Source organism: Vibrio sp. 10N.222.54.E6 (assembly GCF_041473955.1).
In the GTDB taxonomy this organism is placed as follows: domain Bacteria; phylum Pseudomonadota; class Gammaproteobacteria; order Enterobacterales; family Vibrionaceae; genus Vibrio; species Vibrio tasmaniensis_A.
The window spans coordinates 143,918-165,503 of the sequence record NZ_JBFRTD010000014.1 but is presented as its reverse complement, the minus strand read 5'-3'; the positions used below and the strand labels follow the sequence as shown (position 1 = coordinate 165,503).

The following is a 21,586-nucleotide window of genomic DNA, read 5'->3' as shown; positions in this document are numbered from 1 at the left end:
GCCCGCATTCCCTGTCGTTGGTTCGCAATTCTATTCCCTATCTTCGTAATAGAGGTAAAAGCACTTACTTTAACCTATGAATTATACTGAGCAAAATTAAACTATCAAACGTTGATAATAAGATTTTTGGTCAATTTTAGGTCAATCGCAAGAAGTGAGCGATTGACCACAGTCTGTAGACAGTATTCTGTTACGCGTTCTGCATCTTATTAATGTCTAACTGCAATGATTCCAACAGCTTCGCTACTCGGCCAACATCGCCCGCACCCTGCGTTAAAACAAGGTCACCACCTTGAATTACGTTGGCTAAAGCCGATGGCAGTGCGTTGATATCGGCAACAAAAATTGGATCTATCTTACCACGCCCGCGAATAGTTCGACTTAATGAACGCCCATCAGCCCCTGCAATTGGTTTCTCACCTGCAGAATAAACATCTAATAGAATAAGTACATCAACTTGCTCAAGAACATTCGCAAAATCGTCATATAGATCACGAGTACGGCTGTAACGGTGCGGTTGGAAGATCATAACAAGACGCTTATCAGTCCAACCACTTCGTGCTGCTTGAATGGTTACGTCCACTTCGGTTGGGTGATGACCGTAATCATCAACCAGCATTGCAACGCCTTTACCTGTTTCGTACTCACCTAGATGATCGAAACGACGACCCGTGCCTTCGGTTCCCGCCATCGCTTTTAGAATCGCTTCATCGCTGATGTCATCTTCTGTTGCAACAGCAATCGCAGCGGATGCATTCAATGCATTGTGACGACCCGGAATGTTTAGCGTAATATCAAGGTTAGCTTTACCTTCACGTACCACCGTGAATTTGCCTTGCTGACCTTCTTGTACGTAGTTTTCAATACGGATATCAGCATCTTCTGAGAAGCCGTAAGTAATCACTTGGCGGCTAACCTGAGGTATAAGCTCACGCACTACAGGATCATCAACACACATCACAGCCTGGCCGTAGAATGGCAGGTTATGTAAGAAATCAATAAACGTCTGCTTCAGCGTTTCAAAATCGCCGCCGTAAGTATCCATATGATCCGCTTCGATGTTAGTGACGATACTAACCATTGGTTGCAGATGTAAGAATGAAGCATCACTCTCATCGGCTTCAGCGATAAGAATACGGCTTGAACCTAAACGTGCGTTAGTGCCGGCACTTTTCACCAAACCACCGTTTACAAAGGTTGGATCTAGGTCTGCTTCCGAGTAAATCTGTGTCACTAGCGCAGTCGTGGTTGTTTTACCGTGCGTACCTGCCACAGCAATACCGTGACGAAAACGCATCAGCTCAGCCAGCATTTCTGCACGACGAACGATCGGTGTGCGCGCTTCACGAGCTGCAATAATTTCTGGGTTTTCTTCGTTGATAGCGGTTGAAACCACCACCACACTTGCGTCGGCAACGTTACTCGCTTGGTGACCAACGTAAACAGTAGCCCCCTTGCTAACTAAGCGTTCTGTCACTGGGTTTTGAGCAATATCAGAACCTGTGATCTGGTAGCCTTCATTAAGCAAGACTTCAGCAATCCCGCTCATTCCGGCACCACCAATACCAATGAAGTGGATAGATTTAACACGGCGCATCTCTGGCACCATTGCACGGATTTGCGCTAAGTCTTGGGTATGTTCAATCGTCATCAATTCAATCTCATTATTTTGCTAAAGCTTTGATCGCTTCAGCGACAGTCACATCAGCATCAAGCTTGGCGGCTTGACGAGCTTTTGTTGCCATCATTTTTAATTCATTTCTATCAAGCTGCGCGATAGTGTTCGCGAGCTTATCAGCCGTTAGTTGAGGCTGTTCAATCATTAACGCCGCGCCACATTCGACTAAATGATCGGCATTCAACGCTTGTTGTCTGTCTTTGTGCATAAACGGAACGAAAATAGAACCTACACCAGCAGCAGACACTTCAGATACGGTTAATGCACCAGAGCGACACACTAATAGATCTGCCCACTCATAAGCTTGCGCCACATCATCAATAAATTCAGTCACTTGAACATTATCTACAGAATGTGATTTGTATTGTTCAATCACTTGCTGTTGATTGTTCTTACCTGCTTGATGCACCACAGTGAAGCCTTCACCAAGCTGCGCCATCGTTACTGGCAAGGTATCGTTCAGGATTTTTGCGCCCTGGCTACCGCCCATAACCAAGATGCGGATGTCACCATCACGCTCAGCCATGCGTTGCTCGGGGTCAGCTAAGGCAACAACATCTTCGCGTACCGGGTTACCCACCACTTCTACGGTAGGAAACGCACCAGTAAAAGCTTGGAAAACCTTTTTAGCAATCTTAGACAGCCATTGGTTGGTTAAACCTGCCACTGCATTTTGTTCATGTAGAACCACTGGAATACCAGATAACCAAGCCGCGATACCACCCGGGCCACTGACGTAACCACCCATGCCAAGCACCACATCAGGTTGCCATGCTTTAATATGTCGTCTGGCTTGAAGTATGGCATTAATAATCTGGAACGGCGCTTTAATTAGCTTGCTAATGCCTTGACCACGCAGGCCTTTCACCTTAATGAAGTCGATCTCAATACCATGCTTTGGCACCAGTTCCGCTTCCATTCGGTCCGCAGTTCCTAACCAGCGAATTTCCCAACCTTGTTGCTGAAGCTTTTTCGCCACCGCTAATCCAGGGAAAACGTGACCGCCAGTACCACCAGCCATCACTAAAAGTTTTTTGTTCTGTTTCATAACGTTAGATTCTTATTCTACTAATTCGTTTTGATTGTCGGCTTGTTCTTTTTGTTGCACTCGGCATTCATGATCGATACGCAGCAGCATAGAAACCGCAACTGACATCACGATAAGGCTTGAACCACCGTAACTGATCAGCGGTAAGGTTAGACCTTTGGTCGGAACAATACCTGAAGCGGCACCGACATTAACAAGCGTCTGAAAAGCAAACCAAATACCAATGCCAAACGCCAGATAACCGCTGAACACTTGGTCGTTTTCGAAAGCTTTTTTGCCAATAAAAATAGCTTTAAAAACCAAGCTAAAGATCAGCATCAACACTAAGGTTACGCCAACAAAACCCAACTCTTCTGCCAGTACAGCAAAAACAAAATCGGTGTGTGCTTCAGGTAGGTACTCGAGTTTTTGAATTGAATTACCAAGCCCTTGTCCCATCCAATCACCACGACCGAACGCCATCAATGATTGAGTTAGCTGATAACCACTACCAAACGGGTCACTCCAAGGTTCCCAGAATGACGTAACACGTCGAACACGATAAGGCTCAATAACAATCAATCCCACAACGGCAGCAATACCTGCCACCATTAAGGCTATAAATTGTGACAGCTTAGCACCTGCGATAAATAACATGCCAAACAATGTAACCAACATTACGACAACGGTACCCAAATCGGGCTGGCCAAGTAGCAACACCGCAAAGGCACCGAACACCATGATCGGTTTACCAAAACCACCGAAGAAGGTTTTTCTCACTTCATCCTGTTTACGAACCAAATAGCCCGCCATAAAGATAAACAGAGATAACTTAGCGACTTCAGCAGGTTGTAAGTTAAACAGCCCGAGAGGAATCCAACGTGAGGCACCGTTAACCGACTTACCGACGGCTAACACCACCACTAGCAAAAAGAAGGATAAGCCCAATAGGTACATACTGTATTGAAACCAGCGTTTCATCGGGATTTGTAATATTACGCTGGATACACCTAACGCTAACACCAGGAAAATGGCGTGGCGGAACATGAAGTGAAACGGCTGATCGGTTAAACGAGCACTGATTGGGAACGAAGCCGACGTTACCATTACCAAGCCCGTCAGCATCAGTCCAAGAGCAATCCATACCAACTGACGATCGTAGAGCGCCTCTGGTGTGGCACGGTTAAGCCATTGCCAAATAGATTGATTAATCTCTTTCACTCTTTGCACTGAATGTTAGTCCTTCAACACGTTAGGCATACTCATGAGCAAGTTCAGTGAACGCATCACCTCTCGCCATGAAGTTATTAAATTGATCGAAGCTTGCACATGCAGGAGACAACATCACCATGTCACCCGACACCAATTGTGCAGAGATACTCTCGATAATGTCACGCATGGAATCAAACGTCTTAGCCGATGGATGTAATGGCATAAATTGCGCAGCATCTTCACCGAAGCAACACAGTTGTACGCGGTCTAGTTGCGCCAACACGGGGTTAAGCTCGCTAAAGTCAGCACCTTTGCCCACACCTCCGACTAAGAGATACAAAGTACCTTGGTATTCTAATCCCGACAGAGCCGCTAATGTACTGGCTACGTTGGTCGCTTTCGAGTCGTTAACCCATTTAATTTCGCGTTTGTCAGCCACTACTTGGCAACGATGCGTCAAACCATTGTAGGCTTTCAAAGCTTCAAGACTTTTGCTGTAATCGATACCGACTTGCTTAAGCAGTGCTAAAGAGACTAAAGCATTCGCCACATTATGACGTCCAACCAATGTTAAATCTTGGCTAGGAAGTACAGGCTTGCCGTTGTCTATTAGCCATTCGATACCATCAATCGTCGCTACACCAAACTCTTGGTCATCAAGTCCAAATGTCACCAATGACATCGTTTGATCAGGATAAGTCTCTTTGTCTTCGCGGTTTACGATCGCACACTGAGCGTTATTAAAAATTCTCAATTTAGCGTCACGGTAATCGGCCATGCCTTGATAGCGATCCATATGATCTTCTGACAGGTTCAAAAAGGCCGCTGCTGCAAGGTTTAGACTGAACGTTGTCTCTAGCTGAAAGCTTGAAAGCTCAAGGACATATAAATCGGCATCAAGCTCAAGAAGATCCAAGGCAGGAATACCGATGTTGCCACCAACGCCAACGTTAAGACCAGCAGCTTTAGCAAGCACACCCGTTAGATCGGTCACCGTACTCTTGCCATTGGAGCCTGTTATTGCCACGACGGGTTTGTCTACCGCCCAACCAAAAAGTTCAATATCGCCAACAACCGGAATACCCGCTTGAATAACATCTTGTATTTCTGGGGTCGCTAAGGCGATACCTGGGTTAGCAACCACTAAATCAGCTTCCGCTAACCATTGGCTATTCCAACTTCCAGAATGCAGCTCTACCGATTCAGGCAAAGATTCTTTTCCTGGTGGTAGCTCTCGCGTATCAATTACCTTCACATGCGTATGAGGTTGATATTTTACGAGATGTTTAACGACAGAGAGCCCGGTAATACCGAGCCCCACAACCACTACATTTTGAATATTTTGCCAATGTTCCATTTAAACAAGATGCTCTTAATAGTTTTAAAGAGCCTCTCATTAAGAGGCTCAGATAGGATTAACGAACTTTCAGCGTTGCTAAGCCAACCAGTACTAATACCATTGAAATGATCCAAAAACGCACGATGACACGTGGCTCCGGCCAACCTTTCAGTTCATAGTGGTGGTGAATTGGTGCCATGCGGAAAATACGCTGACCGCGCAATTTGTAAGAGCCAACTTGCAGTATCACTGACAAGGTCTCCATTACAAACACACCGCCCATGATAACCAATACCAACTCTTGGCGAACTAACACAGCGATCACACCCAGAGCACCACCAAGCGCTAGCGAGCCAACATCGCCCATGAATACTTGTGCAGGATAAGTGTTGAACCATAGAAAACCAAGTCCAGCACCTACGATAGCAGTACATACCACAACCAGCTCGGAGGTGTATGGGATGTATGGAATGTGTAAGTATGACGCAAAGTTAACGTTACCGGTCGCCCAAGCAATTACAGCAAAACCAGCCGCAACCATAACCGTTGGCATAATGGCCAAGCCGTCTAGGCCGTCTGTTAGGTTTACCGCGTTACTGGTTCCCACAATAACAAAGTAAGTTAGTACGATATACAGTAAACCAAGTTGTGGCATCACATCTTTAAAGAAAGGAACAACCAATTGAGTTGCTGCAGTATCGTGCCCGTGAGCATACAGAGCAAACGCCACGACTAACGCAATTGCTGATTGCCAGAAGTACTTCCAGCGAGCGATCAAACCATCGGTGTTCTTACGAACGACTTTACGGTAGTCATCAACAAAGCCAACCGCGCCATAACCAGCAAGTACAACTAATACAGCCCAAACATAAGGATTCGAGAGATCAGCCCACATCAATACCGTAATAATGATCGCAGCAAGGATCATCACACCGCCCATGGTTGGCGTGCCACGTTTGCTGAAATGAGATTCAGGGCCGTCATTACGAACAACTTGGCCAATTTGTAGCATTTGCAGACGCTCAATTAAACGAGGTCCCATCCACAGTGACAGACATAACGCCGTCAAAATACTCGCGATTGCACGAAACGATAAGTATTCGAACAAACGGAAAAAAGAAAAGTGTGGCTGTAGTAGCTCTGCAAGCCAAATTATCATGAAAAGTTCTCCTTTAAAGCAGCGGCTATTTTACTCATTCCTGCACTATTCGCGCCTTTTACCAATAAGGTATGTGACACGCTTTCTGGCAAGCTTAGGTGCTGCTCTATGTGCGCGATCATCGCTTGATGCGTTGTAAAGTGGGTACCATTACAGACCTCACTAATCACCTTGGTATCATCACCGTAAGTAAGTACATGCTCAAAAGCGAATGGGGCAGCATATTCACCGACTTGACGGTGAAGTGCAAGGCTTTCATCGCCTAATTCAGCCATATTACCTAAAATTAACCAACGTTGACCTTTGAAGCTCGAGAGTAGCTTCGCTGCCGCCTTCATTGCTGGCACGCTGGCGTTGTAACTGTCATCTATGAGTTTGATATTCTGACTTAATTGTTGAACCTCAACTCGCCCTTTGACAGAGATCAGATTCGCTAAACCATTTTTCACCTCATCAAGCGAGGCTCCAAATTGGATACTCAACGCTGCAGCTGCTAATGCATTCGCTACGTTATGTTGACCGATGATACCAAGCTCAACAAATATGGACCCTTGAGGTGTCTGCATATCAAAGCACGCTTCACCTTGCTCATTGATGCGAATATTCTTGGCAAAATAATCCGCCTTGCTGTCGCTTTCTGAAAATGTTAGCACGCTTTTATCTGCAAGCACGTCATTCCAAAAGTCACCACCGTTGCTCTCTAGATTAACAATAGCAGTATCACCGGCAGCAAGCCCCTGAAAGATTTCACCTTTCGCTTGTTTCACACCATTGATAGACCCAAAGCCTTCTAAGTGCGCTGCAGCTACGTTATTAACTAACGCCACCTGTGGTTTCACAAGCTGCGTAGTATAGGCAATTTCACCAATGTGGTTCGCGCCCAGTTCTATCACGGCATAGTCGTCATTTGCTTCACTGCGCAGCAAGGTTAATGGCACTCCAATATCATTATTGAAGTTACCTGCGGTAAACAACACCTTGCCACGTTGCTGCAGAATGCTTGCCACCATCTCTTTAACCGTCGTTTTACCACAACTTCCTGTAATCGCCATGGTTGGCACGTCACACTGTTTGTGGATCCAAGCACTTAGCTGACCTAAAGCAAGTTTAGTGTCTTCAACAACCACCTGAGTAATATTTAGGTCAAGTTTTCGTTCGACTAACAACGCGCTCGCATTAGCTTCTACCGCTTGATGACAAAAGTCATGCGCATCAAAACGCTCGCCAACAAGAGCAACAAACAGTGCACCCTCTTCAACGGTTCGAGTGTCAGTAGAAACCGCATTAATAACACTATTGCTCGACTTGCCAGCCTCAATCAGCTGACCGCTCATCGCTGAACAAATCTGCTCGAGTGATACATCAATCATTATGAAATACCTAAAAGTTGTAGCGCGGACTCTCGATCTGAGTAATGGATCGTTTCGTCTTTCAATACTTGGTAATCCTCATGGCCTTTACCAGCCAAAAGAATAATGTCATTACTGCCTGCCTGTTCTAGGGCAAACTTAACCGCTTGATAGCGATCGTGCTCGACGAATGCAGATTCTGGTTCGCTTAAGCCAGCTAGCATGTCTTTAACAATCAGTGCAGGATCTTCGCTGCGAGGGTTGTCATCTGAAATAATAATTTTGTCGGCGAACTGCTCTGCCGTTACCGCCATCATTGGGCGCTTACCTGTGTCGCGATCGCCACCACAACCGAAGATAGCCCACAACTTTCCAGAGCAGTGTACACGCAATGCTGCCAATGCTTTTTCTAGAGCATCTGGCGTGTGCGCGTAATCGACAACGACTTTTGCTTTGCTCGGAACTTGAAACAGTTCCATACGACCAATAACAGGTTGAAGCTGAGACGCGGTGTCGACCAAGGTTTGCTTGTCGATGCCCAATGAAAGCAAAGTCGCGAAAGCAACCAGTACGTTTGATGCGTTGAACTGACCAATCAATGGAACCGAAAGATCACCTTGCCCCCAGCTACCATCGAAAGAGAGCTTAATCCCAGTTTCTGCATAGGCGACATCAGATGCCCACACCGACTGTTGGTAATCAGACAACGGAAGCAATGAAACAGCTATTGCATTGGACAAATCTGCCATCCACGCTTTGCCGACTTCATCATCCACATTGATCACTGCATGTTTGCATTTGTGTTGAGTAAACAGTCTTTTTTTAGCCAGTGCGTACTCTTCCATCGTGCCGTGGTAATCAAGGTGATCACGACTCAGGTTAGTGAACACACCAACCTCAAAATTCAACGCTTTTACTCGGCCTTGAACCAAACCATGAGAAGAGATTTCCATCGCGGTATAAACTGCACTTTCCTCAGCCAACTCGCTCAGTGTGCGTTGTATTTCAATCGCGCTGCCTGTGGTATTAGCCGCTGTTTTTAGGTTATCTAAGAAGCCATTACCCGTGGTGCCCATTACCGCCGAACGCTGGCCGACCAAATCAAGCCACTGAGCAATCAATTGGGTGATGGTGGTTTTGCCATTGGTGCCGGTCACACCAATCAACTTAGTCGCTTGAGAAGAATAAACTCGGCCAGCCAGTTCAGAGAGAATTGAATTTAGCTCAGATACATAAACAACAGGAACAGCATTTAACCACTCAACCAAACCATGAGCTTTGTCATCACTCGCTTGTGCAACGACAGCTTTCGCACCTTGAGCGACGGCTTTGTCGATAAAGCGACGACCATCAATGGCATGTCCAACAATGGCAACAAAAATATCGCCTTCCTTGATTGCACGGCTATCCAACTCCAATTGCTCAACAGCAATCGCATCTAGCTCAAGTGAACTAAAGTCCCCCCAAGGAGAAAGTAAAGATGACAGCGTGAGGCTATTACTCATATTGAATCCTGATTGGCTCTATTCTTGAAACTTGTTTTCATCAGCAGGGACATTGAGTATTTGCAGTGCACCCTTCATGATTTCAGAAAAAACGGGGGCAGCAACTGAACCACCATAGTAAAGGTCACCTTGCGGCTCATTGACTACGACAACCAGAGCTACTCTTGGATCGCTGACTGGAGCAAAACCCGACGTTATAGCAATATACTCATCACTATAGCCACCCGCAGCGGCTTTACGAGATGTACCCGTTTTTGCCGCAACTCGATAACCCGGAACAGCGGCTCTGGTTGCAGTTCCGCCCTTTTGAGTCACGCCTTCTAACATTTGCAATACCATCTCTGCATTTTCACGTTTGATGATCTGCTTTGAGAAGTCTTGGTCGTTGCTTTTAATGATATGAATCGGTTCATACATGCCTTTGTTGGCTAACGTTGCGTAAGCATGAGCCAACTGAAGCGGGGTCACAGATAAGCCATAACCAAAGGATAGCGTCGCGATTTCGAACTTGGACCAACGGCGACGGTTAGGAAAAATACCACTCGTTTCACCCACGAGATTTAGCCCAGACATTTCGCCTAAACCAACCGAACTGTACATACCAAGTAACGCTTCAAGCGGCATATCAAGCGCTAATTTCGCAACGCCGATGTTACTTGATTTTTTAAGGATCAAGGCTAAATCAGCCTTGCCCACTTTAGAGGTATCACGTACTCGGCTACCTCCAATTTGCATGATGCCATTACCCGTATCAATAATAGATTTCGCATCAGCTGTACCATTTTCTAATGCGGCGAGCACCACAAAAGGTTTCACTGTTGAGCCGGGCTCCATAGCATCGGTCAGCACGCGGTTTCGCATTTTAAAGCTTTGTAAATCAGAGCGGTTGTTCGGGTTGTAAGACGGTGCATTGACCATGGCTAACACAGCGCCCGTTTTCACATCGAGTAATACTGCAGAGCCTGAGGTCGCTTTATGATCGGCCACCGCTTGCTTAATCGCTCGATAGGCTATCGCCTGCAATCGTTGATCGATGGTGAGTTCTAGTGGTTTGCCTTCTTCGCGTTCTTCTAACGCAATGTTTTCGACAACGCGTCCGTAGCGGTCTTTACGAATCGTTCGCTTGCCTGCTTCGCCCGTAAGCCATTTATCGTAACTGCGTTCAACCCCTTCCAGGCCGTGTCCATCAATTCCGGTCACACCGATAAGGTGTGCACTGACTTCACCAGCAGGGTAGTAACGTCGAGATTCCGCTTTTAGGCCCACACCCACCAGCTTAAGTTCACGGATATACTTAGCCATCGCAGGGCTAACTTGTCTTTGTAGATAAATAAATCGACGGGATTTATTGCTAGAGATCTTATCGATCATCGATTGTCGCTGTAGGCCAAGTACATCGGCTAACGCATACCAACGATCAATCTGGGCCATACCATTTTTATCGAAAATCGTTTTTGGGTCGGCCCATACAGCCTCAACGGGAACACTCACAGCAAGCGGCTCGCCATTGCGGTCAGAGATAATACCGCGAGCAGAAGGAATAGCCTTAACACGCACTGAGCGAAGATCGCCCTGACGAATTAAGTTATCGGGTTCAATGATTTGGATGTAAGCCACACGGCCAACGAGTGCAGCAAAGGCTAGAAACACGAAAGCAATAACAACGTTGAAACGCCATTTAATAAGAATTGGATCCGAATCCTTTTCGCTCTTCACTCGCTCTTTCGTTGATTCATTAACGGTTTTTGCGGGTGTTTTTTCCTTTTTACCGGTCATTTCAGTGTGATCACAACTTCTTTGTCGGAGTCTGGACGTTTCATGTCTAGCTCTCTTTTTGCCGATGCTTGAACGCGGCTGTGTTCTGCTAGCGCCGTCTCTTCAAGCATTAAATTTCGCCACTCATCATCAAGTTGTTCCCGCTCCACCAATGCCATGTCTTTTTGCGTAATCGCCTGACGTGATACATGTGTCGTAAGAACGACCCCCATCGCACTCGCAAAGATGCAGATAAGAAGCCCCAATGGGACTTTGCCCACGGAGATCAAATCAAAAAAGATTATCTTGGCTAAGTTGGGTTTGGAGGTCTTCATTGACTATAGCTTTTCTGCGATTCGTAGTACTGAACTACGCGAACGAGTATTCTCATCCACTTCATCTTTAGAAGGCTTAATTGCTTTACCAATTGGTTTCAGATCGGCACTGCCTAGCGCTTTGATCTGCTCTTCAGTTAGTGGCAAGCCATGTGGTACTTGCGGTCCTTGGCTCTCTTTACGGATAAAGCGCTTAACCATACGGTCTTCAAGCGAGTGGAAACTGATAACAGAGATACGACCTTGAGGAGCTAGAATGCTTGCCGCGCCTTTCAGTGCTGTATCGATCTCTTCTAGTTCACTGTTAATGTAGATACGGAATGCTTGGAAAGCACGTGTTGCTGGGTGTTTTTTCTCTTTGAAGCTTTTTGGAGCGACATCAGAGATAAGCTTAGCCAACTGGCCAGTGCGCGTTAGCGGTTCGTTCTCTTCATTCTCTTGATAAGCAATGATGCCTTTCGCGATACGACGAGCGTGTTTGTCTTCACCGAACTCACGAATAACCCATGTGATGTCATCAAGATCCGCTTCAACTAACCACTGAGAAACAGGAATCCCCGTTGTTGGGTCCATACGCATATCAAGCGGGCCATCTTTCATAAAGCTAAAGCCACGTTCAGCATCATCCAGCTGTGGTGAAGAGACACCTAAATCCAGCAATACGCCATCCACTTGACCGACTAAGTCATAACGCTCTGCATATTCAGCCATACCTGAGAACGGGCCGTGAATAATCGTAAAACGAGGGTCATCAATCTTTTGTGCTTCGGCAATCGCTTGTGGATCGCGGTCGATACTAAAGAGTCTTCCATTCTCGCCCAGTTTAGACAGGATTGTACGGCTGTGACCACCACGGCCAAAAGTACCATCGATATAGGTACCGTCAGGTTTGATCGCAAGTCCGTCAATAGATTCGTTAAGCAATACTGAAATATGTTTGAATGCTTCTGTCATAGTCTTCTCAGTGAATGGATTGAGCCATTAGTTCGGCAATAATATGTTCTATTAACGTTTTAGTTTACTGATTTCGCGCCGTATCTCCACCATATTGTGTATAGGCTTTGGGAATTTTTGACCCAAGCTCATATCAAGATGATGGATTCTAAGGAAATCTAAATAATTAACGTCAATATAAAGCAAAAAACCCATCACTACCGTTAAGTAATGATGGGTTCTTTATATAGGTGGAGTTGACACATACGCCGGGTTCTGTTCCGCTTGCGCGGCGGTAACCATTCGTCTAGGCCTGCAATCGCTCACAGGCTCAAGCAATCTACCCGCCCCCATACGCGAGCAGCGCAATGCGAGGGCCTATTTGATCTTGCTCCGGGTGGAGTTTACCTTGCTACGAACTGTTGCCAGTCGCACGGTGCGCTCTTACCGCACCCTTTCAGCCTTACCTGTGCCTCTTCCGAAGAAATGAGGCCATCGGCGGTCTTCTCTCTGCTGCACTTGTCGTGGGCTCGCGCCCCCCAGACGTTATCTGGCACCCTGCTCTATGGAGCCCGGACGTTCCTCCCCTCTACCAGTCTCCCGAAGGACTTCAACGTCAGTTTCCCGAAGGACCTCAACGTCAGTCTCCCGAAGGACATCAGCAAAGCAGCGATTACCCGTTCAACTCCGAGGGCGGATTGTATAGAGATTAGTGTGCAGTGTCTAGCGAGATCACAAATATGCTGCAAACCATTAAGCAAGTGAACGAATTTCACACAATCCAAGCACAAAAAAAGGAGCGACGGTATTACCATCACTCCTCATAAGCTTGTCAATACAGGTTAGCTACTCTATAAATAGGTACCTAGTCTATAAAGAGGTATCTAGTTGTCTAGATGCTCTAGGCCCCATTTGTATAAAGCGTTCTTTTTCAGGTTGTAGATTTCTGCCGTCATCGCCGCTGCTTTTTTAAGGGGCAGTTCTTTGGTTAGAATACCCAGCGTGCGAGTCGCTTCGTCTGGCAACTCTGTGCTCGCTTCTTCACGGTGACCGTGAATTAACAATACCATCTCACCGCGTTTACGGTTTGCGTCTTCTTCAATCCACTCAATAAGTTCACCAAGTGGCAGACCTTGGATGGTTTCGAAGGTTTTGGTTAGCTCACGCGCCAACACAACCTCACGATCTGGGCCTAAGATCTCTAGCATGTCTTGTAGAGAATCAGTAATACGGTGCGGAGATTCGTAGAAGATACACGTGCGTTCTGCTTTTGCGATCTCTAAGAACTTGTCTTTACGACCTTTGCTCTTTGGCGGTAAGAAACCTTCAAAGCTGAAACGATCAGACGGCAAACCAGACGCACTTAGTGCGGTAATCACAGCACAAGCACCAGGAAGTGGCACAACTCTCACACCCGCTTGACGACATTGTGAGACAAGATGGTAACCTGGATCACTGATTAAAGGAGTACCCGCATCAGAGACTAATGCGATAGACTGACCTTCTAATAACCTTTCGACTAGAACTTGTGCTTTAGTTTGTTCATTATGATCATGTAAAGCGAACGTTCTGGTTGATATATTGAAGTGAGCAAGCAGCTTACCCGTGTGGCGTGTGTCTTCGGCTGCAATAACATCGACACTTGATAAAATTTCAATTGCTCTTTGAGTGATATCTCCCAAATTTCCGATTGGGGTTGGCACAATATAGAGAGTTGGGCTCTCTGTGAGCAAGGTTTTGTTATCTGTCATTTGTTTACCATCACTTCAACGATTAATATAGATACAAATTTATACGGAATTTAAAGAACTCATGGCAACGATGAACCATAAGAGACTCAGTGTACCACGCTTACTCACTCCAATTGCATTAGCAATTACATTGGCGGCTTGTTCTTCAGGTCCTCAAGCACCAACGCGTGTTGATATTACACTAGATCCAGCGCAATCAACTGAAAGTTACATGATGCAGGCGGATAGTAGCAAAGGAAGTCTACAAAACGACTGGTTAATCATGGCGCTTAAGGCTTCTGTGCAAGCTGGAAAAACCGATCAAGCGACTCTGCTGATCAAACGCTTAGCCAAACAAGAGCTGAGTGAAGTTCAACAAGCAGAATGGCAACTAGCTCGCGCTCAACTGCTGGTGAATAACTCGCAACCACAGCAAGCGTACAGCCAACTGAACTTTCAGCCTTGGTGGACGCTTCCGAACGAGCAATGGAAAGATTATCACGAGTTACGCGCCAACATTTCTGAAATACAGAATGAGTATTTCGAAGCGAGCCGTGAGTTAGTCCTTTATTCTGAATATCTGGACGCTAGCGACGAAAGCCAACAGCGAACGGCCGACCGTATTTGGCAGAACCTGAATAGCTACTCTCAATACGAGATTCTAGAACTGAAAACATCGCCGACAGAAGATGTGCTTTCAGGTTGGTTGCAACTGGCTATCTACATGAAGACGCTGAATTCGAACCTTCCAAACCTACAGGAAACCCTGGCTGATTGGTTAGCCGAGAATCCTCAGCACCCTGCGGCTACTTACACACCTCAAGCGATCACCGACATCTTGGCACTAGAGATCAGCAAACCAACCAGCACTGCGCTGCTGCTGCCGCTAACAGGTAAGTACGGTAAGCAAGCACAACTTGTGCGTGATGGTTTCATCTTTGCGATGATGAATGACAAAGAGCGTGAAGAAGATGCAACTCTGACGGTAATGGATACCAACGTACAAAGTGCCGCTGAAATTAAAGCGAAACTGGAAGAGAATAACGTTGATTTCATCGTTGGCCCTCTGATTAAGAGCAATATCACCAAGCTTCAACAAGCGCAGAAAAACCACGAAAACTCGATTCCAGCATTAGCTCTTAATATTCCAACTCAGCTAGAACCAGATACTAATATTTGTTATCTCGCTTTATCGCCAGAACAAGAAGTCGCTCAGGCTGCGAAACACCTTTTTGCACAAGGCTATAAGTACCCACTAATTCTTGCACCCAAAGGACGCTTAGGTGACCGCGTTAAGCAAGCATTTAACGAAGAGTGGCAGAAATACAGCAACAACGACGTTGCAATCAGCTTCTTCTCTGACAAACGCCAACTGCAGCGTAATGTGAATCAGATTTTCGGTTTACAAGAGAGCCAACAACGTATCGCTCAAATGGATGGACTACTTAACCTAGACCTAGAAACAGAGCCACGCAGTCGTCGTGATATCGATTCTGTCTACATTGTCGCTAAGAACTCAGAGCTAACACTCATCAAACCCTTCATTGAAGTTGCAATTAACCCTGATGCTAGCCAACCTGCACTGTTTTCAAACTCACGCAGCAACAGCGGTGACAAGCAATATGAAGACCTAACGGGTGTCTTCTACAGCGATATCCCGCTATTAGTCGAGAACAAAAACGAGCTTAACAAAGCGCTTAATGACCTATGGCCTTCACACTCGAACAGCCAAAAGCGTCTACAAGCTCTAGGAATGGATGCATACTATCTAATGGATGCACTACCACAGATGAAAGCCGTACAAGATTACAGTATTACAGGTGAAACCGGCGTATTAACCATCGACAACAACTGTGTGGTTCAACGTGAAATCAGCTGGGCAGAGCATGGGGCTTTTTAGCCGTAAGTTCCTATCCAAGCCAACAATCACCCACAAACAAGTGGGTGATAAATACGAGACCGTGGCAAAGAATTATTTAGTTCGCCACGGTTTATCGTTAATTGAAGAAAACTTCATAGCAAAGTGTGGCGAAATTGATCTTATAATGCGCCATAACAATACGGTTGTGTTTACTGAGGTAAAATACCGCAAGCAAACACGCTACGGACATGCCGCTGAAATGGTGACAGCCAAAAAGTCACAAAAGCTACTCAAAACAGCCAATGTTTGGCTTATGCAGCAAGGCTTGTCGGTACACTCTACAGATTACAGGTTTGATATCATTGCCATCGAAGGGCCGAATGACACTATCGACTGGATTCAAAACGCGATTACCCAAGGATAAACATGCTAGACAGCATCAAAGAAAGTTTTACAGAAAGTATTCAAATCCAAATTGCGGCGGCAGAAGCTCTGCCAGACGCAATCACGCATGCCGCTCAAGCAATGGTTGCAACCCTGCTTAACGGAAACAAGATTCTTTGTTGTGGTAACGGTGGTTCGGCATCGAATGCTCAGCAATTTGTCTCTTGCCTACTTAATCGCTTTGAAACCGAGCGTCCTAGCCTTCCAGCAATGGCTCTCACTGCTGATAACACCACACTAACGGCGGTGGCAAACGACTACCACTACGAAGAGATCTTCTCTAAGCAAGTGCGCGCGTTTGGTCAAACTGGCGATATTTTACTGGCTATATCTACTAGTGGTAACAGTAAAAATATCATCAAAGCAATGGAAGCTGCGGTAACACGTGATATGACAATCATCGCCTTTACTGGTAAAGATGGTGGTGAAATGGCTGGCCTGCTTGGTGAGCACGATGTAGAAATTCGTATTCCCTCACACCGTACAGCACGTATCCACGAAGTACACATGGTGACACTACACTGCTTATGTGACCTAATCGATCAAGTACTCTTCCCAGCTCACGAAGAGTGATATACGGAGCATCACGATGAAATCATTAACTTCTATGAAGCTGCTTAAGCTGATTAGTGTTTCGCTACTTACACTGTCGTTATCTGGTTGTGCTGGTCTTTTCATTGCTGGTGCAGCAACTACTGCAAATCTAGTCACAGATACACGAACCACCAAAGAGATTTGGAGCGACAACAATATCGAATTTGAAGTTGCAGCTATGACCAATAAACCGCCATTTCGCGGCAATGTCAGTATCACAGCAAGCTCTTACCGTGGTTCAGTAGTTCTGATGGGGCAAGCAACGACAGATGCTGAACGTCGTGCTTTTGAAAGCCAAGCTAAAGCAGTAACGGGAGTTGAAAGTATACACAACCAGATCCGAGTGAAAGAGCCACTGTCTGTTAGTGCTATCAGCAAAGACAGTTGGATTACCACTAAAGTGAAGTCTGCCCTACTTGCCAAGTCTGAGCTTAACGGTATCAAAGTCAAAGTCATTACTGAAGATTCAGAAGTATTTCTGCTTGGATTAGTTTCTCGGGAACACGCTGATATCGCGACAGAAGTTGCGCGTAATATCTCTGGTGTGAAGCAGGTGATTCGAGCGTTTGAATATGGTGAAGATGACAATTTGGTAAACTAACGCCCTCTGAATTTACTTAGCTAACTTAGTTGCTTAGCTGCTTGTTGGTTGGTTGGTTGGTTGGTTGGTTGGTTGGTTGGTTGGTTGGTAAAGCCTAACGAAATGAATCAGATTAATAAAAGTCAGTAAGCACAAAAAGAAAAAGCAGCGATAAATCGCTGCTTTTTTTGTATTTGGAGTTATTTAAAAAATAACGCTATTTGATAACACGAAGACTTGGGCGACCTTTCGCTGGACGAGATGGCTCAGGTTCTGAGTCAGACTCTTCAGCATCTACGTCTGCTGTTGCAACACTCAAAGATGGGCCTTTTTCTGGTTCTTCAAAAGGACTTTCTTCAATTCCTTCTTCAAACGCTTCCATGTAAGCCTCTTCAGGTTCAAACATGGTACCAGCACCATTCTCACGAGCATAAATAGCCTGTACTGCGTATAGCGGAACGATCACAGAGTGTGGACGACCACTAAAGCGAGCACTAAACGTCACAGCTTCGTTACCCAGTTCAAGTTGTCCAACCGCACGAGGCGCGATGTTCAGAATGATCTGACCATCTTGAACAAACTCGTCTGGAACTCTCACACCCGGCAATGTTGCTTCAACAACCAAGTGTGGAGTCAGTTCGTTATCAACCAGCCATTCATAAAATGCACGAAGCATGTATGGTCGGCGTGGAGTCATATTTGAAATATCCATAAACGCTTAGCGAACGAGTCGCATCTCACGCTCAGCTTCTGTTAGAGAAGCTAGGAATGAATCACGTTCGAATACGCGGTTCATGTAAATCTTAAGTTCTTTAGAACCAGGACCAATCAGTTCGATACCAAGCTCAGGTAAACGCCATAGTAGCGGAGCTAGGTAACAATCAATTAGGCTAAACTCTTCACTCATGAAGTATTCATACTCAGCGAAGATAGGAGCAAGAGTTAGTAGGTCGTTGCGTAATTTCACGCGAGCTGCTTCAGATTCTTCAGCGTTGCCTTTAACGATCTTCTCTGCAACTGAATACCAGTTACGCTCAATTCGGTACATCATTAGACGACTGTTACCACGAGCAACCGGGTATACAGGCATCAATGGTGGATGAGGGAAACGCTCATCTAGGTATTCCATGATGATCTTAGAGTCATATAGAGCAAGCTCACGATCAACAAGAGTAGGTACTGATTTGTACGGGTTCAGTTCAACAAGCTCTGCTGGTAGATTTTTTTCATCAACCAACTCAACTTCAACACTTACGCCTTTTTCAGCAAGAACAATGCGCACCTGATGGCTATACATATCAGAAGCACTTGAGAAAAGAGTCATTACAGAACGTTTATTGGCAGCTACAGCCATGGAGCCCTCCAGTACACTTTAAATAAAAACAATGGAGGCCTAAAGCCTCCATTGAACATTAACATAATTTGGGAATTAGCACGGTATTATAGCACAATTAGTGCACATCACGCCAATACTCTTTCTTCAGCAAAATCACGATGATAGTGAAGATTACTAAGAAGGCCATTACCCACCAACCCATAGCATGACGCTCAAGTTGAACAGGGTCGCCCGAGTAAACCAAAAAGTTAACAAGGTCACGAACTGCTTCGTCATACTCACCAGCACTTAATTCGCCAGAACCATCCGTTTCAGTGCCAACAACAACCTTAACTTCCTCACCATCGACCATGTGAGTATCGTAGATTGGCGTTGGGATACCTTGTAGCTCTTCAAGAACATGCGGCATACCAACACTTGGGAAAACCAGGTTGTTCACACCAAATGGACGAGACGGATCTTCATAGAAAGTACGAAGGTACGTGTATAGCCAATCTGCGCCACGAACACGAGCAACCAATGTTAGATCTGGTGGTGGAGCACCAAACCAACTAGCAGCTTGCTCAGAAGGCATAGCGTTAACCATCAAGCTACCAATTTTCACTTCAGGATCGAAGATCAGGTTTTCCTTCATTAGGTCTAAAGGAATCTCCAAATCATTCGCAACACGTTCATAACGTTGGTACTGCGTTGAGTGACAAGCGAAACAGTAGTTCATGAACATCTTAGCGCCATTTTGCAATGAAGCTTTGTCTGTTAAATCATTGTTTGCTTTGTCTAATGGTACGCCTGCACCCGCTGCCATCGCTAGTGACGGCAACATAGCAAATAAAATTACAATCCACTTTTTCATTTGAATGTCACCCTTTCTGGTAATGGTTTCGTCGCTTCATTTTTACTGTAGAACCACAGCAGAACGAAGAACATGAAGTAACCTAAGCTAAAGATTTGAGCTAATAGCGTGTATGTAGGCGTTGCTGGAAGCGCACCAAGTACACCAAGCGCAATAAAGCTTATTGTGAATTGGATGATGTTAATCAAATGCAGTTTGCTACGGTAACGGTAAGAACGCACTTTACAACGGTCGAACCATGGCAGTAGGAATAGCACAACAATTGAAGCGCCCATTGCAACTACACCTAACAGCTTATCTGGAACAGCACGAAGTACAGCGTAGAACGGCGTGAAGTACCAAACTGGAGCAATATGCTCAGGTGTTTTCAGCGGATTTGCAGCTTCAAAGTTAGGCGGCTCAAGGAAGTACCCACCCATTTCTGGGTTAAAGAACAGCACGTAACAGAACAAGAATAGGAAACCAGCAACACCAACCATATCTTTTACCGTCCCGTATGGGTGGAAAGGAATAGAGTCAATGATGTCGTATTTCTTAGTGTAATCCTTGTGGAATGGGAACTGAGTTTTGTAGTCGTCGCCCATTGTGCCTTTAGGAAGCTTAGTTTCGATACCGTCTGGGTTGTTCGAACCCACTTCGTGCAGCGCCAGTACGTGAAGTACGATAAGCAGCAGAAGTACAATTGGCAGAGCAATAACGTGCAGTGCGAAGAAACGGTTCAGCGTTGCACCAGAGATGATGTAGTCACCACGGATCCAAAGCGTTAGGTCATCACCTATAACAGGGATCGCACCAAACAGAGAAATGATTACCTGAGCACCCCAGTAAGACATTTGACCCCATGGTAGTAGGTAGCCCATGAAAGCCTCAGCCATAAGCACTAAGAAGATCAACATACCGAAGATCCAAAGTAACTCACGAGGCTTTTGGTAAGAACCGTAGATTAGACCACGGAACATATGCAGGTAGATCACAACGAAGAATGCCGATGCACCTGTTGAGTGCATGTAACGCAGTAGCCAACCGTATTCCACATCACGCATGATGTATTCAACAGAAGCAAATGCACCCTCACCAGACGGTACATAGTTCATTGTCAGCCAAATACCCGTAAGGATTTGGTTAACCAGTACTAACATTGCTAAAGAACCAAAAAGGTACCAAAAGTTAAAGTTCTTAGGCATTGGGTATTCAGATAAATGCTTCTTGTAAGCATTCATCGCGGGTAGACGTTTCTCTACCCAATCAAGCAATCCTTGCATTACGCGTCTCCCTCGTCCACACCGATCATGATCTTAGTGTCACTCAAATACATATGCTTTGGTACAACAAGATTCAATGGAGCAGGTACGCCTTGGAATACTCGACCTGCCATATCAAACTTTGAACCATGGCAAGGACAGAAGAAACCAGACTTAACACCCTGAACTTGTTCTGCAAAAGAATCTGGCAGGTAAGTTGGAGAACAACCTAAGTGCGTACAGAAACCAACAGCAACGAAGAATTCCGGCTTAATTGAACGAAACTCGTTCTGCGCGTATTCTGGTTGTTGTTCAGCTTCAGATTGAGGGTCACGAAGTTGACCACCGATCGCTTTTAGATTCTCTAGCACCGATTCAGCACGGCGTACAACCCATACAGGCTTACCTTGCCACTCGACACGAACCATTTGTCCCGGCTCTAACTTACTGACTTCCACTTCCACCGGTGCGCCTGCAGCTTTCGCCTTGGCACTCGGGTTCCATGATTTAATAAAAGGCACGGCTACAGCAGCTGCTCCTAAACCACCAACAACGGCTGTTGTTGCGGTTAAGAAACGCCTGCGACCGTTATTTAAAGGCGCGTTGCTCATCCAAACATTCTCCCATTTGCTCCTTATGGATTGAAATAATTCCG

20 protein-coding genes and 1 other RNA gene are annotated in these 21,586 nt (G+C 45.7%); 4 read left to right on the top strand and 17 right to left on the bottom strand.

Annotation, left to right across the window (positions count from 1 at the left end; genetic code table 11):
- Window positions 1–190: 190 nt before the first annotated feature.
- The 12 genes from murC to rsmI form a co-directional block, all read right to left on the bottom strand.
- On the bottom strand, window positions 191–1,651 hold the full coding sequence (gene murC / locus AB4513_RS10075) for a UDP-N-acetylmuramate--L-alanine ligase (protein ID WP_009848958.1): 1,461 nt from the start codon (window positions 1,649–1,651) through the stop codon (window positions 191–193).
- A 13-nt stretch (window positions 1,652–1,664) separates the two neighbouring features.
- Complete coding sequence (murG, locus tag AB4513_RS10070; RefSeq protein ID WP_009848957.1) at window positions 1,665–2,726, bottom strand: undecaprenyldiphospho-muramoylpentapeptide beta-N-acetylglucosaminyltransferase; 1,062 nt, start codon at window positions 2,724–2,726, stop codon at window positions 1,665–1,667.
- 12 nt (window positions 2,727–2,738) lie between these two features.
- Window positions 2,739–3,935 (bottom strand): cell division protein FtsW, encoded by a 1,197-nt coding sequence (gene ftsW / locus AB4513_RS10065; protein WP_009848956.1) that lies wholly within the window; start codon window positions 3,933–3,935, stop codon window positions 2,739–2,741.
- 22 nt (window positions 3,936–3,957) lie between these two features.
- Window positions 3,958–5,274, bottom strand: coding sequence for a UDP-N-acetylmuramoyl-L-alanine--D-glutamate ligase (gene murD, locus AB4513_RS10060; protein WP_009848955.1), 1,317 nt, complete (start codon window positions 5,272–5,274; stop codon window positions 3,958–3,960).
- A 58-nt stretch (window positions 5,275–5,332) separates the two neighbouring features.
- On the bottom strand, window positions 5,333–6,415 hold the full coding sequence (gene mraY / locus AB4513_RS10055; RefSeq protein WP_009848954.1) for a phospho-N-acetylmuramoyl-pentapeptide-transferase: 1,083 nt from the start codon (window positions 6,413–6,415) through the stop codon (window positions 5,333–5,335).
- Window positions 6,412–7,785 (bottom strand): UDP-N-acetylmuramoyl-tripeptide--D-alanyl-D-alanine ligase, encoded by a 1,374-nt coding sequence (murF, locus tag AB4513_RS10050; RefSeq protein WP_009848953.1) that lies wholly within the window; start codon window positions 7,783–7,785, stop codon window positions 6,412–6,414. The genes mraY and murF overlap by 4 nt, the downstream gene beginning before the upstream one ends.
- Window positions 7,785–9,269 carry a UDP-N-acetylmuramoyl-L-alanyl-D-glutamate--2,6-diaminopimelate ligase gene (gene murE, locus AB4513_RS10045; RefSeq protein ID WP_009848952.1) on the bottom strand — a complete coding sequence of 495 codons (1,485 nt, stop codon included), beginning with the start codon at window positions 9,267–9,269 and terminating at the stop codon, window positions 7,785–7,787. Before murE ends, murF begins: the two co-directional genes overlap by 1 nt.
- An 18-nt stretch (window positions 9,270–9,287) precedes the next feature.
- A complete protein-coding gene (locus AB4513_RS10040) occupies window positions 9,288–11,045 on the bottom strand; it encodes a penicillin-binding transpeptidase domain-containing protein (RefSeq protein WP_009848951.1) in 1,758 nt (585 codons plus the stop codon).
- A complete protein-coding gene (gene ftsL / locus AB4513_RS10035; RefSeq protein ID WP_009848950.1) occupies window positions 11,042–11,359 on the bottom strand; it encodes a cell division protein FtsL in 318 nt (105 codons plus the stop codon). The genes AB4513_RS10040 and ftsL overlap by 4 nt, the downstream gene beginning before the upstream one ends.
- A gap of 3 nt (window positions 11,360–11,362) precedes the next feature.
- Complete coding sequence (gene rsmH / locus AB4513_RS10030) at window positions 11,363–12,313, bottom strand: 16S rRNA (cytosine(1402)-N(4))-methyltransferase RsmH (RefSeq protein ID WP_009848949.1); 951 nt, start codon at window positions 12,311–12,313, stop codon at window positions 11,363–11,365.
- Between the two features lie 228 nt (window positions 12,314–12,541).
- Window positions 12,542–12,981: RNase P RNA component class A (gene rnpB, locus AB4513_RS10025), an RNA gene on the bottom strand.
- A 195-nt stretch (window positions 12,982–13,176) separates the two neighbouring features.
- A complete protein-coding gene (gene rsmI / locus AB4513_RS10020; RefSeq protein WP_009848948.1) occupies window positions 13,177–14,043 on the bottom strand; it encodes a 16S rRNA (cytidine(1402)-2'-O)-methyltransferase in 867 nt (288 codons plus the stop codon).
- A 61-nt stretch (window positions 14,044–14,104) separates the two neighbouring features.
- Here rsmI and AB4513_RS10015 point away from each other — a divergent pair, with 61 nt between their 5' ends.
- The 4 genes from AB4513_RS10015 to AB4513_RS10000 are packed head-to-tail and all read left to right on the top strand — an operon-like array spanning window position 14,105 to window position 17,522.
- The gene (locus AB4513_RS10015; RefSeq protein ID WP_009848947.1) at window positions 14,105–15,922 is read left to right on the top strand and encodes a penicillin-binding protein activator; all 1,818 of its coding nucleotides are present in this window, start codon (window positions 14,105–14,107) and stop codon (window positions 15,920–15,922) included.
- On the top strand, window positions 15,909–16,307 hold the full coding sequence (locus AB4513_RS10010) for a YraN family protein (protein ID WP_009848946.1): 399 nt from the start codon (window positions 15,909–15,911) through the stop codon (window positions 16,305–16,307). The genes AB4513_RS10015 and AB4513_RS10010 overlap by 14 nt, the downstream gene beginning before the upstream one ends.
- A 2-nt stretch (window positions 16,308–16,309) precedes the next feature.
- Window positions 16,310–16,900 carry a phosphoheptose isomerase gene (locus AB4513_RS10005; protein WP_004729817.1) on the top strand — a complete coding sequence of 197 codons (591 nt, stop codon included), beginning with the start codon at window positions 16,310–16,312 and terminating at the stop codon, window positions 16,898–16,900.
- 16 nt (window positions 16,901–16,916) lie between these two features.
- Window positions 16,917–17,522 (top strand): BON domain-containing protein, encoded by a 606-nt coding sequence (locus AB4513_RS10000; protein WP_009848945.1) that lies wholly within the window; start codon window positions 16,917–16,919, stop codon window positions 17,520–17,522.
- Between the two features lie 196 nt (window positions 17,523–17,718).
- Here the strand turns inward: AB4513_RS10000 and sspB are convergent, their stop codons facing one another.
- From sspB to petA, 5 genes are all read right to left on the bottom strand, one after another.
- Window positions 17,719–18,213, bottom strand: coding sequence for a ClpXP protease specificity-enhancing factor (gene sspB, locus AB4513_RS09990; protein ID WP_012603204.1), 495 nt, complete (start codon window positions 18,211–18,213; stop codon window positions 17,719–17,721).
- A 6-nt stretch (window positions 18,214–18,219) separates the two neighbouring features.
- Window positions 18,220–18,855 carry a stringent starvation protein SspA gene (gene sspA / locus AB4513_RS09985; protein ID WP_009848943.1) on the bottom strand — a complete coding sequence of 212 codons (636 nt, stop codon included), beginning with the start codon at window positions 18,853–18,855 and terminating at the stop codon, window positions 18,220–18,222.
- Window positions 18,856–18,952: 97 nt separating this feature from the next.
- Window positions 18,953–19,690: a cytochrome c1 gene (locus AB4513_RS09980; RefSeq protein ID WP_009848942.1), complete on the bottom strand. Its 738-nt coding sequence runs from the start codon at window positions 19,688–19,690 to the stop codon at window positions 18,953–18,955.
- Entirely contained in the window at window positions 19,687–20,952 is a 1,266-nt protein-coding gene (locus AB4513_RS09975; RefSeq protein WP_009848941.1) for a cytochrome bc complex cytochrome b subunit, read from the bottom strand. The genes AB4513_RS09980 and AB4513_RS09975 overlap by 4 nt, the downstream gene beginning before the upstream one ends.
- Window positions 20,952–21,542, bottom strand: coding sequence for a ubiquinol-cytochrome c reductase iron-sulfur subunit (gene petA, locus AB4513_RS09970; protein WP_010434692.1), 591 nt, complete (start codon window positions 21,540–21,542; stop codon window positions 20,952–20,954). Before petA ends, AB4513_RS09975 begins: the two co-directional genes overlap by 1 nt.
- Window positions 21,543–21,586 lie beyond the last annotated feature (44 nt).

What these genes read in the sequence shown, in the direction of transcription:
- murC (WP_009848958.1), bottom strand. Translation starts at nt 1,651, where the DNA reads ATGACGATTGAACATACCCAAGACTTAGCGCAAATCCGTGCAATGGTG.
- murG (WP_009848957.1), bottom strand. Translation starts at nt 2,726, where the DNA reads ATGAAACAGAACAAAAAACTTTTAGTGATGGCTGGTGGTACTGGCGGT.
- murD (WP_009848955.1), bottom strand. Translation starts at nt 5,274, where the DNA reads ATGGAACATTGGCAAAATATTCAAAATGTAGTGGTTGTGGGGCTCGGT.
- mraY (WP_009848954.1), bottom strand. Translation starts at nt 6,415, where the DNA reads ATGATAATTTGGCTTGCAGAGCTACTACAGCCACACTTTTCTTTTTTC.
- murF (WP_009848953.1), bottom strand. Translation starts at nt 7,785, where the DNA reads ATGATTGATGTATCACTCGAGCAGATTTGTTCAGCGATGAGCGGTCAG.
- murE (WP_009848952.1), bottom strand. Translation starts at nt 9,269, where the DNA reads ATGAGTAATAGCCTCACGCTGTCATCTTTACTTTCTCCTTGGGGGGAC.
- AB4513_RS10040 (WP_009848951.1), bottom strand. Translation starts at nt 11,045, where the DNA reads ATGACCGGTAAAAAGGAAAAAACACCCGCAAAAACCGTTAATGAATCA.
- ftsL (WP_009848950.1), bottom strand. Translation starts at nt 11,359, where the DNA reads ATGAAGACCTCCAAACCCAACTTAGCCAAGATAATCTTTTTTGATTTG.
- rsmH (WP_009848949.1), bottom strand. Translation starts at nt 12,313, where the DNA reads ATGACAGAAGCATTCAAACATATTTCAGTATTGCTTAACGAATCTATT.
- rsmI (WP_009848948.1), bottom strand. Translation starts at nt 14,043, where the DNA reads ATGACAGATAACAAAACCTTGCTCACAGAGAGCCCAACTCTCTATATT.
- AB4513_RS10015 (WP_009848947.1), top strand. Translation starts at nt 14,105, where the DNA reads ATGGCAACGATGAACCATAAGAGACTCAGTGTACCACGCTTACTCACT.
- AB4513_RS10010 (WP_009848946.1), top strand. Translation starts at nt 15,909, where the DNA reads ATGGGGCTTTTTAGCCGTAAGTTCCTATCCAAGCCAACAATCACCCAC.
- AB4513_RS10005 (WP_004729817.1), top strand. Translation starts at nt 16,310, where the DNA reads ATGCTAGACAGCATCAAAGAAAGTTTTACAGAAAGTATTCAAATCCAA.
- AB4513_RS10000 (WP_009848945.1), top strand. Translation starts at nt 16,917, where the DNA reads ATGAAATCATTAACTTCTATGAAGCTGCTTAAGCTGATTAGTGTTTCG.
- sspB (WP_012603204.1), bottom strand. Translation starts at nt 18,213, where the DNA reads ATGGATATTTCAAATATGACTCCACGCCGACCATACATGCTTCGTGCA.
- sspA (WP_009848943.1), bottom strand. Translation starts at nt 18,855, where the DNA reads ATGGCTGTAGCTGCCAATAAACGTTCTGTAATGACTCTTTTCTCAAGT.
- AB4513_RS09980 (WP_009848942.1), bottom strand. Translation starts at nt 19,690, where the DNA reads ATGAAAAAGTGGATTGTAATTTTATTTGCTATGTTGCCGTCACTAGCG.
- AB4513_RS09975 (WP_009848941.1), bottom strand. Translation starts at nt 20,952, where the DNA reads ATGCAAGGATTGCTTGATTGGGTAGAGAAACGTCTACCCGCGATGAAT.
- petA (WP_010434692.1), bottom strand. Translation starts at nt 21,542, where the DNA reads ATGAGCAACGCGCCTTTAAATAACGGTCGCAGGCGTTTCTTAACCGCA.